At 72.4% G+C, this 15,850-nt stretch carries 14 protein-coding genes; 7 read left to right on the forward strand and 7 right to left on the reverse strand.

Going from position 1 to position 15,850, the window contains the following annotated elements:
* Positions 1-198 precede the first annotated feature (198 nt).
* A complete protein-coding gene (locus P8A20_RS26850; protein ID WP_306104382.1) occupies positions 199-1,755 on the reverse strand; it encodes a leucyl aminopeptidase in 1,557 nt (518 codons plus the stop codon).
* Between the two features lie 160 nt (positions 1,756-1,915).
* Positions 1,916-2,695, reverse strand: coding sequence for an adenosylcobinamide-GDP ribazoletransferase (locus tag P8A20_RS26855; protein WP_147963078.1), 780 nt, complete (start codon positions 2,693-2,695; stop codon positions 1,916-1,918).
* A gap of 97 nt (positions 2,696-2,792) precedes the next feature.
* Between P8A20_RS26855 and P8A20_RS26860 the strand changes: the two genes are divergently transcribed.
* Positions 2,793-3,569 (forward strand): hypothetical protein, encoded by a 777-nt coding sequence (locus P8A20_RS26860; RefSeq protein ID WP_147963077.1) that lies wholly within the window; start codon positions 2,793-2,795, stop codon positions 3,567-3,569.
* Positions 3,570-3,600: 31 nt separating this feature from the next.
* On the opposite strand, the gene cobT is transcribed toward P8A20_RS26860, so the two are convergent.
* Together cobT and P8A20_RS26870 are read right to left on the reverse strand one after the other, a co-directional pair.
* Positions 3,601-4,704, reverse strand: coding sequence for a nicotinate-nucleotide--dimethylbenzimidazole phosphoribosyltransferase (gene cobT / locus P8A20_RS26865; protein ID WP_147963076.1), 1,104 nt, complete (start codon positions 4,702-4,704; stop codon positions 3,601-3,603).
* A 114-nt stretch (positions 4,705-4,818) separates the two neighbouring features.
* Positions 4,819-6,021 carry a bifunctional adenosylcobinamide kinase/adenosylcobinamide-phosphate guanylyltransferase gene (locus P8A20_RS26870; RefSeq protein WP_306104383.1) on the reverse strand — a complete coding sequence of 401 codons (1,203 nt, stop codon included), beginning with the start codon at positions 6,019-6,021 and terminating at the stop codon, positions 4,819-4,821.
* An 86-nt stretch (positions 6,022-6,107) separates the two neighbouring features.
* Between P8A20_RS26870 and P8A20_RS26875 the strand changes: the two genes are divergently transcribed.
* Positions 6,108-6,311 carry a hypothetical protein gene (locus P8A20_RS26875; protein WP_147963074.1) on the forward strand — a complete coding sequence of 68 codons (204 nt, stop codon included), beginning with the start codon at positions 6,108-6,110 and terminating at the stop codon, positions 6,309-6,311.
* Positions 6,312-6,388: 77 nt separating this feature from the next.
* Here the strand turns inward: P8A20_RS26875 and P8A20_RS26880 are convergent, their stop codons facing one another.
* From P8A20_RS26880 to P8A20_RS26890, 3 genes are all read right to left on the reverse strand, one after another.
* On the reverse strand, positions 6,389-7,462 hold the full coding sequence (locus P8A20_RS26880) for a S1C family serine protease (protein ID WP_147963073.1): 1,074 nt from the start codon (positions 7,460-7,462) through the stop codon (positions 6,389-6,391).
* A 74-nt stretch (positions 7,463-7,536) separates the two neighbouring features.
* A complete protein-coding gene (locus P8A20_RS26885) occupies positions 7,537-8,271 on the reverse strand; it encodes a class I SAM-dependent methyltransferase (RefSeq protein WP_187282441.1) in 735 nt (244 codons plus the stop codon).
* A 59-nt stretch (positions 8,272-8,330) separates the two neighbouring features.
* Positions 8,331-8,930, reverse strand: a complete 600-nt coding sequence (locus tag P8A20_RS26890; RefSeq protein ID WP_147963072.1) for a DUF3043 domain-containing protein — start codon at positions 8,928-8,930, stop codon at positions 8,331-8,333.
* 296 nt (positions 8,931-9,226) lie between these two features.
* Here P8A20_RS26890 and P8A20_RS26895 point away from each other — a divergent pair, with 296 nt between their 5' ends.
* The 5 genes from P8A20_RS26895 (at position 9,227) to P8A20_RS26915 (ending at position 15,777) form a co-directional block, all read left to right on the forward strand.
* Complete coding sequence (locus P8A20_RS26895; RefSeq protein ID WP_147963071.1) at positions 9,227-10,009, forward strand: PspA/IM30 family protein; 783 nt, start codon at positions 9,227-9,229, stop codon at positions 10,007-10,009.
* A 10-nt stretch (positions 10,010-10,019) separates the two neighbouring features.
* Positions 10,020-10,298 carry a PspA-associated protein PspAA gene (gene pspAA / locus P8A20_RS26900; protein ID WP_014156669.1) on the forward strand — a complete coding sequence of 93 codons (279 nt, stop codon included), beginning with the start codon at positions 10,020-10,022 and terminating at the stop codon, positions 10,296-10,298.
* Positions 10,299-10,463: 165 nt separating this feature from the next.
* Complete coding sequence (locus P8A20_RS26905; protein ID WP_147963070.1) at positions 10,464-11,729, forward strand: sensor histidine kinase; 1,266 nt, start codon at positions 10,464-10,466, stop codon at positions 11,727-11,729.
* On the forward strand, positions 11,726-12,415 hold the full coding sequence (locus P8A20_RS26910) for a response regulator (protein ID WP_147963069.1): 690 nt from the start codon (positions 11,726-11,728) through the stop codon (positions 12,413-12,415). Before P8A20_RS26905 ends, P8A20_RS26910 begins: the two co-directional genes overlap by 4 nt.
* A 206-nt stretch (positions 12,416-12,621) precedes the next feature.
* Complete coding sequence (locus tag P8A20_RS26915; protein ID WP_306104384.1) at positions 12,622-15,777, forward strand: efflux RND transporter permease subunit; 3,156 nt, start codon at positions 12,622-12,624, stop codon at positions 15,775-15,777.
* Positions 15,778-15,850: the final 73 nt, after the last annotated feature.

The raw sequence follows: 15,850 nt of genomic DNA on the forward strand, positions 1-15,850 counted from the left end.
GGGGCGGACGGGACGCGGGCCCCTGCTCCGAGCCGGACCAGGATCCTGTCCGGACGGTTACCGATACGTACAGATTTCCGGAAAAATGGCGGTCGGAGCCACGGAGGGGAACACCCACGGCCCCGGACGTATGCCCGGGGCCGTGTGCGCCGCGAGTGAACCTCGCGCGCGGGTCCGTGTGGACGCCGGCTCCGGAGCTCAGCCGAGGTCGCCGGCCGCGGTGCGCTCGGCCAGCCGCACCAGGGTGCGGACGGCGGAGCCGGTGCCCCCCTTGGGCGTGTAGCCGTAGGGCGCGCCCTCGTGGAAGGCCGGGCCCGCGATGTCCAGGTGAGCCCAGGCGATGCCCTCGCCCACGAACTCCTGGAGGAACAGACCGGCCACCAGGCCGCCGCCCATCCGCTCGCCCATGTTGGCGATGTCGGCGGTCGGGGAGTCCATGCCCTTGCGCAGGTCGGCGGGGAGCGGCATCGGCCAGGAGGCCTCGCCGACCTCCTCGGCGATCTCGTGGATCGACGTACGGAAGGCGTCGTCGTTGGCCATCACGCCGAAGGTGCGGTTGCCCAGTGCCAGGACCATCGCTCCCGTCAGGGTCGCGACGTCGACGATCGCGTCCGGCTTCTCCTCGGAGGCGCGGGTCAGCGCGTCGGCGAGGACCAGCCGGCCCTCGGCGTCGGTGTTCAGGACCTCGACGGTCTTGCCGCTGTACATGCGCAGCACGTCACCGGGGCGGGTGGCGTTGCCGGACGGCATGTTCTCGGCGAGGGCCAGCCAGCCGGTGACGTTGACCTGGAGGCCGAGGCGGGAGGCCGAGACGACGGCGGCGAACACGGCGGCGGCACCCGCCATGTCGCACTTCATCGTCTCGTTGTGCCCGGCCGGCTTCAGCGAGATGCCGCCCGAGTCGTAGGTGATGCCCTTGCCGACCAGGGCGAGCGTCTTCTCCGCCTTGGGGTGGGTGTAGGACAGCTTGACCAGGCGCGGGCCGTGCGTGGAGCCCTGGCCGACGCCGAGCAGACCGCCGAAGCCGCCCTTGACGAGCGCCTTCTCGTCCAGGACCTGCACCTTGATGCCGTGCTCCTTGCCGGCGGCGGTGGCCACGGCGGCGAAGGACTCGGGGTACAGGTCGTTCGGCGGGGTGTTGATCAGGTCGCGGGCGCGGTTGATCTCCTCGGCCACCGCGACGGCGCGCTCGGCGGCCGCCTTGAAGGCCTTGTCACGCGGCTTGCCGCCGAGCAGGGCCACCTCGCCGAGCGGGAGCTTCGCGTCCTTGCCGGACCTGTCGCCCTTCGGGGCGAGCTTGTTCTCGCCGCCCTGGTAGGCGGTGAAGGCGTACGCACCCAGCAGGGCGCCCTCCGCGACTGCCCCGGCGTCCTCGGCGGACTCCGTCGGCAGCGCGAAGCCGGCCTTCTTCGAACCCTTCAGCGCACGCGCGGCGCTGCCCGCCGCCCGGCGCAGTGCCTCGGCGTCGTACGCGTCGTCCTTCGCCGGGACCGGACCCAGCCCGACTGCGATGACGACCGGGGCCTTGAGGCCGGACGGAGCGGGGAGCTTGGTCACCTCGCCCTCGGCACCCGAGGCGCCCAGGGTCTCCAGGACGGTGGCGAGCTTGCCGTCGAACGCCTTGTCCACGGCCTCGGCGCCCGGTGCCACGACCAGGCCCCCAGCCTTGGATCCGGCGGCCTTGGCGACGCCGACGACGAGTGCGTCGGCGCGCAGCGTCGCCGCACCTGAGGTGCTGAGAGTGAGAGCTGTCACGGTGGTGAAATCTCGCTTCCGTTGAGTTGTCTGCCGGTCTCTGCCGGTCGAGGGGTGGCCGACCGTGCCCGGCGCATCGTGGACGCAGCCTCGATGTGCCGGGAATGAGCCTACGCGCGCCCTTGGTCCCGGCTCACGGGGGCGGGTCCGTCGGGATCCGTCAGCCCGTCGCCAGCACGAGCAGGGCAGCCGTCGCGGCCGTCTCCTCCAGCGCGCCGAACACGTCGCCGGTCACCCCGCCGAAGCGCCGCACGCAGTGACGCAGCATCACCTGGGCGGCCAGGAGACCGGCCAGGGCCGCGAGGGCGTGGTGCAGGGCGCCGCCGTGTCCGAGCAGCGCGCCGGCCGCCGCGCAGCACGCCACCACCGCGCAGGCCACGGCCGCCGCGCCCCAGGGCGGCACCGCCCCCGCCACCGCGGCGCCCAGTCCCTCCGGGCGGGCGGGCGGCACGCCCCGGCGTGAGGCCAGCGTGAGCGCGAGCCGGGCCGTGACGGCGGCGGCGACCGTGCCCAGCGCGCCGTCCGCCCAGCCGCGGCCGTACAGCTCGAAGAGCGCCGCGACCTGGGCCAGCAACACGAACACCAGGGTGATCACGCCGAACGGGCCGATGTCCGACTGCTTCATGATCCGCAGCGCGTCCTCGGCCGGTCTCGCGCTGCCGAGCCCGTCCGCCGTGTCCGCGAGCCCGTCCAGATGCAGCCCGCGGGTGAGCGCGGCGGGAAGCGCCGCGGAGGCCACCGCTGCCGCCAGGGGGCCCGCCCCGCCGAGCAGGAGCAGCACCCCGGGGACCGAGGCGAGCAGCCCCACGACGAGTCCGGCGGCCGGGGCGCACAGCATGCCCGCCCGGGCGGTCCCGCGGTCCCAGCGGGAGACGCGGACGGGGAGCGCGGTCAGGGTGCCGAATGCGAAGCGCAGGCCATGGCTGTTCAGGGGGGTCACCGCGCGCACGCTAGCCGGTGCGGCAGCACGCCGGATCGGGCAAAGTGACCCGAAACATCAGAAGTGCGGCAGGGAAGGGCCTTCGGGCGGAGGTGGCATGGGTCACTGGTTCCAGCAGAACATCGTCGAGCCGGGCAAGCTCCCGCTGCTGCTCGCCCTGAGCGCCTTCGTGCTGACCTTCGCGATCACCAGGATGATCACCCGGATGATCAGGGCCGGGAAGGGGCCGTTCCGCAACTTCACGCCCGGCGGTGTGCACGTCCACCACGTCGTCCCCGGCGTCGTGCTCTCGGTGGTCGGGGGCTTCGGCGCGGTGGCGAGCGGTCAGCACGGCGCCGCCGCCGGCGTCTTCGCCGTCGTCTTCGCGGTGGGGGCCGGTCTGGTCCTCGACGAGTTCGCGCTGATCCTGCACCTCGACGACGTCTACTGGACGGAGGAGGGCCGCCGGAGCGTGGAGGTCGTCGTCCTCACCGCCTCGCTCGTCCTGCTGGTGCTCGCCGGATTCTCGCCGCTCGGGGTGGACCAGCTGAGCGGCGAACAGCAGCAGAACAGACTGGGCGTCGTCCTGACCTACGTCGTCAACTTCGGCTTCGTGCTGACCGCGCTGTTCAAGGGCAAGGCCCGGATGGCGGTGATCGGCACGCTCATCCCCTTCGTCGCGCTGATCGGGGCGATCCGGCTGGCCCGGCCCGCCTCCTTGTGGGCCAGGCGCTTCTACCGCCGGCGCCACCGGACCCGCGCCAGAGCGGTGCTGAGGGCGTATCACCACGACGTCCGCTGGGTGGGGCCGCGACGCCGCTTCCAGGACCTGATCGGCGGGGCCCCGGACAAGACCCCGCTGCCGGGCCCCAGGCCGGGCGGCGGCGGGACCTGAGCCCTGGCCTCCCGCCGGCCGGACGGACCGCTCAGGCGGTCGACCCCGCGGGCTCCGCGTCGTCCGACGGCTCCCCCGTCTCCTCCTCCGCGGGCTCCTGAGCCCGCTCGGGCAGCTCCGCCGCCAGGGCGGCCGCGGCCTGGACGAGCGGCAGCGCCAGCAGCGCGCCGCTTCCCTCACCCACCGTCACCCCGTGGTCCAGGAGCGGGGTCAGCGCCATCCGGTCCAGCGCCTTCGCCTGCGCCGGCTCACCGCTGACCTGGCCGGCCAGCCACCAGTCCGGGGCCCGGAAGGCGGCCCGCTGGGCCACCAGCGCACAGGCCGCCGAGACCACGCCGTCCAGCACGACGGGCATCCGGCGCACCGCACTCTGCAGCAGGAACCCCGTCATGGCCGCCAGGTCCGCGCCGCCGACGGTGGCCAGCAGCTCCAGCTGGTCCCCGAGGACCGGGCGGGCCCGTCGCAACGCGTCCCGGATCGCCGCGCACTTGCGCATCCAGGCCAGGTCGTCGATGCCCGCACCGCCGCGCCCGGTCACCACCGAGGCGTCCGTACCGCACAGGGCGGCGATCAGAGTCGAGGCGGCCGTCGTGCCGCCGACGCTCAGATCGCCCAGCACCACCAGATCCGTGCCGGAGTCGGCCTCCTCGTCCGCGATGCGCATCCCGAGCCGTACGGCCTCCTCGGCCTCCTCGGCCGTCAGCGCGTCCTCGACGTCGATCCGGCCGCTGCCGCGCCGCACCCGGTGGCGCACGACGGCCTCGGGCAGCAGATCCGGATCGCAGTCCAGACCGGCGTCGACGATCCGCACGGGCACGGAGAAGCGGCGGGCCAGCACGGCGACGGGGCTGGCGCCGTCCAGCGCCGCGCGGACGAGTTCGTGCGCGGTCCCGGCGGCCCGGCCCGAGACGTCCAGCTCCGCCACCCCGTGGTCACCGGCGAACAGCACGACGCGCGGCCGCTCGATCGCCTTGACGGGCACCGACTGCTGGGCGGCCGACAGCCATTCCCCCAACTCGTCGAGCCGGCCGAGGGCGCCGACGGGAACGGCGAGCCGCTCCCGGTGTTCCTCGGCATCACGCCGTACGCCTCCGTCGGGGCGTTCGATCAGGTCGGAGAAGTCGTCCAGGTTCACGGGGGTCTGCCTCGCGGGTCGGCGCTAGGTGGGCCGGAACCCGCCGGGGGGCTCCTGTCCGGAACAGTACCCGGCACGCCCTCCCCCATCTCCGGCCCCGCACCCTCCCGCGCCTCAGCCCCGCAGCACCAGCGCCTGCCCCGCCACCACCAGCATCACCTGCTCGCACTCGGCGGCGAACGCGGCGTTCAGGCGGCCCAGTTCGTCCCGGAAGCGCCGCCCCGAGGCCGTCGCGGGGACCACGCCCGAGCCGGTCTCGTTCGTCACGGCGACGACCGTACGACGCGTCCCGCGCACCGCGCGGACGAGCTCGGCGACGCGTCCGCGGAGCTTCTCCTCCCCGCCGTCCGCCCACCGGCCGTCGTCCCACGCGTCGACCCGGTCCATCGCGTCCGTCAGCCACAGCGACAGACAGTCGATCAGCAGGGGCGGGCCGTCCTCCTCCAGCAGACCCACCAGTTCGCAGGTCTCCTCGGTGCGCCAGGCGGCGGGCCTGCGCTCGCGGTGCAGCCCGACCCTGGCCGCCCACTCGGCGTCCCCCTCACGGCGCCCGCCCGTCGCCACGTAGACCACCTCGGGGAAGGTCTCCAGACGCTGTTCGGCCTCCACCGACTTCCCCGAACGTGCCCCGCCCGTGACCAGCGTGCGCCGGGGCACCTCGGGAACCGCGTGGTACGCGCCGACCGGCAGCGTCGAGCCGTCCGGCACCGCCCGGGCGCCGCCGGCCGCGAGCCGGCGGTCCAGCTCGGCCCCGGGCGGCGCGTCGTGGTCCAGATGGACGGCGACGACCTCGGTGTCCGGCCCGACCGCCTCGACGGCCCGCAGCCTGGCCACGGCGTCCGGCCGCCCGATCACGTCGCACACGACCATGTCGTACGGCTCCGCCACCGGGGCCGCCAGGCCGGCGGGGGAGGCCCCGGGCGGCAGGTACAGCAGGCGCTCGCCCTCCGGCGACGTCACCTCGTAACCCGTACCCGGCGCGTCCATCGCCAGGGCCCGTACCCGGTGGCCGCTGATCAGAGTGAGCTCCTGGCCGTCCGGGACACGGCTCGCGGGCGGGAGGGAGGCGGGCAGCTCCACCGCGGGCCCGTCATGGGGGTGGGTCAGCAGCACCTGCCGCACGGCGGCGAGCGAGCGGCCCGCGCGGGCGGCGGCGAACACGGCACCCGGGGTGAGGTCCAGCAGCAGCGCGTCGTCGACGAGCAGCGCGGTGGCGGCCCGTGCCCCGCCGCCGCGGGAGGAGGCGCAGACGGCGCAGGGGCAGTCGGGCCGCGGCAGCCCGTCGGGGGCGCCGGTGCCGAGCAGTGTCAGTTCCACGCTCTGATCCTCCCGTGTCCATCCGCCACCTGCGCGCCCGGGACACCCACTAGTCTTCGGGGAGCAACGTGACCCAGGAGGCGGACATGGCGTGGACGTGGCGGTTCGAGAAGTCCGACGGTACGGAGACGGAGCCGGCGCTGCAGCCGGAGGAGTTCACGACCCAGGGCGACGCGGAGTCCTGGATCGGTGAGTTCTGGAAGGAGCTCCTCGAAGGCGGCGCGGACCAGGTGACGCTCTTCGAGGACGCGACGAAGATCTACGGCCCCATGGGCCTCCAGGCCGACTGAGGCCCGCGGACCCGCCCGGACCCCGGCGTCCGGGCGGGCTCCCCGGCCGCCGGTGACCATGGGCCCCTGACCGGCTCTCAGATCTCTCCCAGGGTGACCTCGGCGCTCTTCGCCGCGTCGCCCCGGGTGTACGTCACCTCGACCTTCTCGCCCGGCTTGTCGCCCGCCAGGGCCTCCGAGAGGGAGGTGATCGTCGTGACCCGGTCGTCACCGATCCGGGTGATGATGTCGCCGGCTCGCAGCCCGGCCTTCTCCGCGGCCCCGCCCTTCTGGACGCTGACGATCGCGACACCCGCGGGCTTGTACGCGTCGTCGACGACGGTGCGTCCCGTGATCTCCAGCGCCGCCCGGCCCGAGTCGGTGACCTTGCCCGATTCGATGATCTGGTCGGCGACCGTCCGGACCATGGAGACGGGGATGGCGAACCCGATCCCCGGCGCCGCGGAGTCGCCCAGCTGGGGGTCGGTCGCCGCGAGGGTCGGGATACCGATCACCTCGCTGTCGAGGTTCACCAGGGCGCCACCGCTGTTGCCCGGGTTGATCGCCGCCGAGGTCTGCACCATGTCGGCGAGCGTCGCCCCGGTGCCGCCGCCCGAGCGGCTCTCGCTGACGGTCCGCCCCACGGCCGAGACGATGCCCTGGGTGACGCTGCTGGACAGTCCGAGCGGTGAGCCCATCGCCAGGACGATCTGCCCCACCTCCACCTCGTCGGTGTCCCCGAACTCCGCGGCACGTAGCCCGTCAGGCGCGTCGTCGAGCTTGATGACGGCCAGGTCCTGCTCGGGGTAGGACGAGACGAGGGAGGCCTTCAGCACCTTCTCACCGGTGGCGACGCTGACGTCGAAGGACTTCTCGTCGCCCACGACATGGGCGTTCGTGACGATGTGCCCCTTGTCGTCGTAGACGATGCCCGAGCCGAGCCCGTCCCCGGCGCCGATCTGCACGACGGAGGGCAGCACGTCCTTGATGACCGACTGGTACCGGTCCTCCAGGTCGCCCGTCGCGCGGGACACCACCGCTCGCCGGTCCGGGGCGGCCGACGGGGCCGGTCCCGGCCCGGCGCAGCCGCCCGTCAGGGCGATCGCGCAGGCACCGGCGGCCAGGGGCATGAGCGAGCGGCGTACCCGGGTGCGGGAAGGGGTTGCGTCCATGCCCGGAGTATGGCCAGGGCCCGGCGGCGGCGGCCTGCGCTGCTGGGCCGATCAGCGGTACGCAGGCAGCGCTGTCAGCCGCGCACGCCGCACAGGTGCAGCAGCGCGGCCACCCCGCGGTACGGGTCGGTCCGCCCGGCCCTGTCCTCGGCGTCGAACACGCGCGCCAGTTCCTCGGGGCCGGGCAGTTCCGCCTCGTTGCTCACGTTGTCCGTGAAGACCCGCACGCCGTACCAGGTGTGCAGTGGGGCGGCGATCCCGGCGAGGGTGGCCCGCAGCACTTCGAGGCGGTCCGCCCGGACGGAGAGACCGAGCCTGTTCGTGTACGTGTCCGTCTCGAACGCGGCGAGGGCCGCGCCGAAGTCGCCGGCCGTCCCCGGCCGCATCGCCAGCGCGTCCGCGTTCCGCACGAGCAGCGAGAGCAGACCGCCGGGAGCCAGCATCCGGGCCAGACCGGCCAGCAGCGGATCCGGCTCGGGCACATACATCAGCACACCGTGGCAGAGCACCACGTCGAAGCTGCCGGGCAGGAAGTGCACCCCGGTGTCACGGCCGTCGCCCTCGATGAGCCGCACCCGCTCCCGGATGCCCTCGGGCTCGCCCGCCAGTGACTCCCGCGCGGTCCGTAGCATCTCGGCGTCGGACTCCAGGCCCGTCACGGAGTGCCCGGCCCGCGCCAGGCGCAGGGCCTGCGTGCCCTGGCCCATGCCGACGTCCAGCACCCGCAGCCGCTGCCCCACGGGGTAGCGCGCGGCTATCTGCTCGTCGAGCTGCCGGGCGACGAGCTCCTGGCGGACGGTGTTGCGCAGTCCGCCGAGCCCGCTCAGCCACTGGGAGGACACCCCCGTGAAGCCGGAGGTCTCCGTGGTCAGGGCCGCTCTCCGCGCTTGACCTGCGGCTTGGGCAGACGCAGCCGGCGCATCTGGAGCGTGCGCATCAGGCCGTAGGCCACCGCGCCGCGCTTCGGGGTGTCCGGGAAGCGCTGGGCCAGCTGCTTCTTCAGACGGAACCCGAGGCCGATGGAGTCGACGACGATCAGCACGATCACGCCGAGCCAGAGCAGCAGCGAGATGTTCTGGATGTTCTGCACCTGGATCACGCTGAGGATCAGGATGATCACCGCGAGCGGAAGGAAATATTCCGCGATGCAGAAGCGCGAGTCCACGAAGTCGCGGACGTAGCGGCGCACGGGCCCCTTGTCGCGGACCGGCAGATAACGCTCGTCGCCCGACGCGAGTGCTTCCCGCTGTCGGGCCATGTCCGCCCGGCGGGCCTCGCGCTGGCGCTTCGCGGCCTCCTTGCGATCGGTCGGCGCGCCGCTGGAGGCACGTCGGCGCTGCGTCTGGGCATCGCTGCGCTTGGGGGTGGGGCGACCTTTGGGAGCCTGAGGGTCGCGGGGCTGCTTGGAGAGGTCCGCCGTCACCTTGCCGGTGGGGGCCTTCTCTTCCTTGGAACGGCTACGGAACACAAAACCCAAGGGTACGGGGTCGCCCGGGAGTACCGGGGACCGGCCGGGAACGATCCGGCAACGGCCTGCGTCCTGAAAAGCGTCCCGACAGGGACAGAACGGACGCCGTCGGCATCGTCCCCGATGTTCGTCTACTCCCTGGGCGGGAGTGGTCATCGGCGGCAGTCGTCCTTGCGGAGGAGCACATCCGTGCTCGAACAGTGCGGTAATGGAGACAGGGCCCGTACTGTGGGTTCTGTTGGAGTGCTGGAGCTCAGTTCGTCAGAAGGGGGCGCGCGAAGCCCATGAGCGGTGTCATGAAGCGTATGGGGATGATCTTCCGCGCGAAGGCAAACAAGGCCCTTGACCGGGCCGAGGATCCGCGCGAGACCCTCGATTACTCGTACCAGAAGCAGCTGGAGCTGCTCCAGAAGGTACGCCGCGGAGTCGCCGACGTGGCGACCTCGCGCAAGCGCCTGGAGCTGCAGCTGAACCAGCTGCAGGGACAGTCGTCCAAGCTGGAGGACCAGGGGCGCAAGGCGCTCGCGCTCGGCCGCGAGGACCTGGCCCGCGAGGCGCTGTCGAGGCGCGCCGCCCTCCAGCAACAGGTCACGGACCTGGAGACGCAGCACCGGACGCTGCAGGGTGAGGAGGAGAAGCTCACTCTGGCGGCGCAGCGCCTGCAGGCCAAGGTGGACGCCTTCCGCACGAAGAAGGAGACCATCAAGGCCACCTACACCGCGGCCCAGGCCCAGACCCGGATCGGCGAGGCCTTCTCCGGCATCTCCGAGGAGATGGGCGACGTCGGCCTGGCGATCCAGCGGGCCGAGGACAAGACGCAGCAGCTCCAGGCGCGTGCGGGAGCCATCGACGAGCTGCTGGCCTCCGGCGCGCTCGACGACCCGTCCGGCACGGCGAAGGACGACATTGCCGCCGAGCTGGACCGCATCTCCGGTGGTACGGATGTGGAGCTGGAACTGCAGCGCATGAAGGCCGAGCTGGCCGGCGGTTCCGCCGGGCAGCAGCAGGCCATCGAGGGCGGCGCCGAGGACGCGGCACCGCAGTCGCAGCAGTCCCCGCACAAGTTCGACAAGCAGTGAGGGCGGCGTCATGATCGTACGGATCATGGGGGAGGGCCAGGTCGTACTGGCCGACAGTCATGTCGCCGAGCTGAACAAGCTCGACGACATACTCCTCGCGGAGATGGAGAGCGGAGACGGACCCGGCTTCCGGACCACGCTCCACGCGCTTCTGGACAAGGTGCGCGAGCTCGGCGCGCCTCTCCCGGACGACTCCCTGGAGCCGTCCGAACTGATCCTTCCGGCACCTGACGCCACGCTCGAAGAGGTGCGTTCCATGCTCCGCGACGACGGGCTGATCCCCGGCTGACCGGAGCCGCCCGCTCCACACTCCCCGCGATGCCCCGCCCGGTCCGGCGCGGGGCACCGTGCTGTTCCGGGCGTCCGTACGGTCGCCTGTCGGCGCACGGACGATTCCCGCGCTGTGACGGCGTCCGGACCGCCCCGTCGACGACACGCCGTACCGTTGCTCGACGTGACCACCCTCGGAACCGGGTTCGTGCGGCCCCGCCGCTGGCTGCGCGGCCATCCCCTCGCCTTCGACCGGGGGCTGGCGGCAGCCGTGCTCGTCTGCATGATCTGCGCGGCGTTCGCCGAGCCGGACCCGGGCCACGGGCCCGTCTTCCACGCCCGTCCCCCCGGACCGTTCAGCATGCTGCTGATGGTCCTCGCCGCCGTGGCCCTCGTCCTGCGCCGGCGCAGGCCCGTCGCCGTGCTCGCCGTGACGGGACTGCTGTCCGCCGTCGGGTTCCTCCTGACGGATCCGCCCGCCCCCGTGGTGCTGAGCGTGGTCCTCGCGCTGTTCACCGTCGCGTCCCGCACTGACCGCCCCACCACCTGGCGTGCCGGCCTGCTGACCATGCTGGTGCTGACCATGGCGGCGATGGTGGTCGGCCCGACGCCCTGGTACAGCCAGGAGAACGTCGGGGTGCTCGCCTGGACGGGGCTGGCCTGCGCCGCCGGGGACGCGGTGCGCAGCAGGCGCGCGTTCATCGACGCGATCAGGGAACGGGCCGAACGCGCGGAGCGCACCCGCGAGGAGGAGGCCCGCCGCCGGGTCGCCGAGGAGCGCCTTCGGATCGCCAGGGACCTCCACGACGTCGTCGCCCACCACATCGCCCTGGTCAACGTGCAGGCCGGGGTCGCCGCCCATGTGATGGACAAGCGCCCCGACCAGGCGAAGGAGGCACTCGCCCACGTGCGGGAGGCCAGCCGCTCCGCGCTCAACGAGCTCCGGGCCACGGTCGGGCTGCTGCGCCAGTCCGGCGACCCGGAGGCGCCCACGGAACCCGCCCCGGGTCTCGCCGTCCTCGACGCGCTGGTCGACACCTTCCGCAACGCCGGGCTCCCCGTCGAGGTGGCCTGCACCGATCCGGACAGTCCGCTGCCCGCGGCGGCCGACCTCGCCGCCTACCGGATCATCCAGGAGGCCCTGACCAACGTGCGCAAGCACGCGGGCGCCGGCGCCAAGGCCGAGGTGAGTGTCGTACGCGTCGGAGGGACCGCGGAGATAACCGTGATCGACGATGGCGGCGGGCAGGCCCCCCGCCGGGCCCCTGACGACGGGGGCGGGCACGGCCTGATCGGCATGCGCGAGCGTGTCACCGCCCTCGGCGGCACCCTCACGGCCGCACCCCGTTACGGGGGCGGCTTCAGGGTCCATGCGATCCTGCCCCTCACGTCCCGCACACACGCGCCGGAGCGGCCGGACACGGCGGGCACGACGGGGGGATGCGCATGACGCCCATCAAGGTGCTGCTCGCCGACGACCAGGCACTGCTGCGCAGCGCGTTCCGGGTGCTGGTCGACTCCGAGTCGGACATGCAGGTCGTCGGGGAGGCCGCCGACGGGGCGGAGGCCGTGGCACTGGCCCGCTCGACGCGCGCCGACGTCGTGCTGATGGACATCCGCATGCCGGGCACCGACGGGCTCACCGCGACCAGGATGATCAGCGCGGACCCGGACCTGGCGGGCGTACGGATCGTCATGCTCACCACCTTCGAGGTGGACGAGTACGTGGTGCAGTCCCTGCGTGCCGGCGCGTCCGGCTTCCTGGGCAAGGGCGCGGAGCCGGACGAACTGCTCAACGCCATCCGTGTCGCCGCGGCCGGTGAGGCGCTGCTCTCCCCGGTCGCGACCAAGGGCCTCATCGCCAGCTTCCTCGCCCAGGGCGGCAGCGCCGGGGAGGGGCCGGACGGGGCGGAGTACTCCGAGCGCCTCGCCGCGCTCACGGGGCGCGAGCGGGAGGTGCTCGTCCAGGTCGCGGGCGGGCACTCCAACGACCAGATCGCGGACCGCCTCGTCGTCAGCCCCCTCACCGTGAAGACCCATGTGAACCGGGCCATGGCGAAGCTGGGCGCGCGGGACCGGGCGCAATTGGTCGTCATTGCATACGAATCGGGCCTGGTGCGCCCCAGGGTGGAGTGACGGGTGTAGATCCGGCTACTCCAGCTGCGGTATGCGCGGCCCGGGAAAGTAACCCGGGGGCCGACGACTTCGCCCGCGGACCCGGCGATCGTATAGGTGGGCGGTCTGTGTCCCCTGTGATCACCGGCGTGAGCACGCACGGTGCACCGACGTGAGCACCGGCAGCCGCCCACCTGCCGCGTACGCCACAGAAGAGAGACCCACCCATGTCCTGGCTGTCCAGATTCAGCCTCGCGCAACGGGCTTTGATCGGACTGATCTCGATCGTCGCGCTCGTTTTCGGAGCGATCGCGATCCCGCAGCTCAAGCAGCAGCTGCTGCCCACCATCGAACTCCCCATGGTGTCGGTGCTGGCGCCCTACCAGGGTGCGTCCCCCGACGTGGTCGAGAAGCAGGTCGTCGAACCCCTCGAGAACGCCATCAAGGCCGTCGACGGCGTCGAGGGCATCACCTCGACCGCCAGCGAGGGCAACGCCGTCATCATGGCGAGCTTCGACTTCGGCGACGAGGGCACCAAGCAGCTCGTCGCCGACATCCAGCAGGCCGTGAACCGTGCCCGCGTCCAGCTGCCCGACTCCGTGGACCCGCAGGTCGTCGCCGGTTCGACGGACGACATACCGACCGTCGTCCTCGCCGTCACCTCGGACAAGGACCAGCAGGCGCTGGCCGACCAGCTCGACCGCACGGTCGTCCCGGCCCTCGAGGGCATCGAGGGCGTCGGCCAGGTCACCGTGGACGGGGTCCGGGAGATCCAGATCTCCGTCGTCCCGGACGACCGCGAGCTGGCGGCGGCCGGACTGAACACCGCCGCGCTCGCACAGGCCCTCCAGGCCGGTGGCGCCACCGTGCCGGGCGGCTCCTTCTCCGAAGGGGGCAAGAGCCGCACCATCCAGGTCGGCGGTGCCTTCACCTCGCTGGAGCAGATCGAGGACCTCCAGGTCGTCGCGAAGGACCCCGCGTCCGGTGAGGCGGGGAAGCCGGTCCGCGTCGGTGACGTCGCCACCGTGAAGCAGGAGTCCGCCACCGCGGTCTCCCTCACCCGGACGAACGGCAGGCCGAGCCTCGCCGTCATGGCGACGATGGACAAGGACGGCAGCGCCGTCGCCATCTCGGACGCCGTCCGGGACAAGCTCCCGGACCTGCGCAAGGACCTCGGTTCGGGCGCGGAGGTCACCGTGGTCTCGGACCAGGGACCCGCCGTCTCCAAGTCGATCTCCGGTCTGACCACCGAGGGTGCGCTCGGTCTGCTCTTCGCGGTCGTCGTGATCCTGGTCTTCCTGGCGTCGATCCGCTCCACGCTGGTGACCGCGGTGTCCATCCCGCTGTCCATCGTGCTCGCGCTGATCGTGCTCTGGACCCGTGACCTGTCGCTGAACATGCTGACCCTCGGCGCGCTGACCATCGCGATCGGCCGCGTCGTCGACGACTCGATCGTCGTCCTGGAGAACATCAAGCGGCACCTCGGCTACGGCGAGGAGCGTCAGTCGGCGATCATCACCGCGGTCAAGGAGGTGGCCGGGGCGATCACCTCGTCCACGCTCACCACCGTCGCGGTCTTCCTCCCCATCGGCCTGGTCGGCGGGATGGTCGGCCAGCTCTTCGGTTCGTTCTCGCTCACCGTCACGGCGGCCCTGCTGGCCTCCCTGCTGGTCTCCCTCACCGTGGTGCCGGTGCTGTCCTTCTGGTTCCTCCGTGTGCCCAAGGGCACCGCCGAGAACCCGGACGAGGCGCGCCGCCAGGCCGAGGAGAAGGAGGCGGCGAGCCGGCTCCAGCGGATGTACGTCCCGGTCCTGCGCTTCGCCACCCAGCGCCGTGTCGCGAGCATCGTCATCGCCTTCGCCGTGCTGTTCGGTACCTTCGGCATGGCGCCCCTGCTGAAGACGACGCTCTTCGAGGCGGGCGAACAGGAGGTCCTCACCCTCAAGCAGGAGCTGGACCCCGGCACGAGCCTGGGCGCGGCGGACGAGGCCGCGCGGAAGGTCGAGAAGGTGCTCGGTGCCGACAAGGGCATCGAGGACTACCAGGTCACCGTCGGCTCGTCCGGTTTCATGGCGGCCTTCGGCGGCGGCACGGGATCCAACCAGGCCTCCTACCAGATCACCCTCAAGGACGCGGCGGACTACGAGTCCGCCGAGAAGAGGATCGGCGCGGCACTCGGCGAGCTCGACGGCATCGGCGAGACCACGTTCGCCTCGGCCGGTGACTTCGGTTCCCAGGATCTGAGCGTCATCGTCAAGGCTGCCGACGCGGACGTCCTGAAGAAGGCGTCCGAGACGGTGCGCGGCGAGGTCGCCGAGCTCAAGGACGTCACCGACGTCCAGAGCGACCTGTCCCAGAGCGTCCCGCGGATCTCGGTCAAGGCCAACGACAAGGCGGCGGCCGCGGGCTTCGACCAGACAGCGCTCGGCGGGATCGTCGCGGGCGCGGTGCGCGGCACCCCGTCCGGCAAGGCGGTCCTGGACGACACCGAGCGCGACATCGTCATCAGGTCCTCGCGCCCGGCCACCACCATGGCCGAGCTCAAGGCCCTGCCGCTCGGCCCCGTGAAGCTCGGCGACATAGCCGACGTGGAACTGGTGCCGGGGCCCGTCTCGATGACCCGGATCGACGGTCAGCGCTCCGCCACGGTCACCGCCAAGCCGACCGTCGACGACACCGGCGCGGTCAGTACCGCGCTCCAGAAGAAGATCGACGCCCTGGACCTCCCCGACGGTGCCACCGCCACCATCGGTGGTGTCACCCAGGAGCAGGACGATGCCAACACGAAGCTGATGCTCGCCATGCTGGCGGCCGTCGCGATCGTCTTCATCCTGCTGGTCGCGACCTTCCGGTCGCTCATCCAGCCGCTGATCCTGCTGGTCTCCATCCCCTTCGCGGCGACGGGGGCCATCGGCCTCCTGGTCGTCACCGGTACCCCGATGGGCGTCCCGGCGATGATCGGCATGCTGATGCTGATCGGCATCGTGGTGACCAACGCGATCGTGCTGATCGACCTGATCAATCAGTACAGGGCGCAGGGGATGGGAGTCGTCGAGGCGGTCATGGAGGGCGGCCGTCACCGTCTGCGGCCGATCCTGATGACGGCACTGGCGACCATCTTCGCCCTGGTCCCGATGGCCCTCGGCGTCACGGGCGAAGGCGGCTTCATCTCCCAGCCGCTGGCCCTCGTGGTCATCGGCGGCCTGGTCACCTCCACGCTGCTGACCCTGCTCCTGGTGCCGACGCTCTACGCGATGGTCGAACTCCGCAAGGAGCGCCGCGCCGCGAAGAAGGCGGCCAGGCGCGAGGCGAAGTCCGGCGGGAGCGACCCGGAGACGACGGAGGAAGCCACCTCCGGGGAACCGGAGCCCGCGAAGGCCTGACAGCCTCCGACGACGTGAGGGCCCCCGCGCCCCGTCCGCGAGGACGGGGCCCGGGGGCCCTTCTCGTGCCGTG

Origin of the sequence: Streptomyces sp. Alt3, assembly GCF_030719215.1 — a bacterium.
In the GTDB taxonomy this organism is placed as follows: Bacteria; Actinomycetota; Actinomycetes; order Streptomycetales; family Streptomycetaceae; genus Streptomyces; species Streptomyces glycanivorans.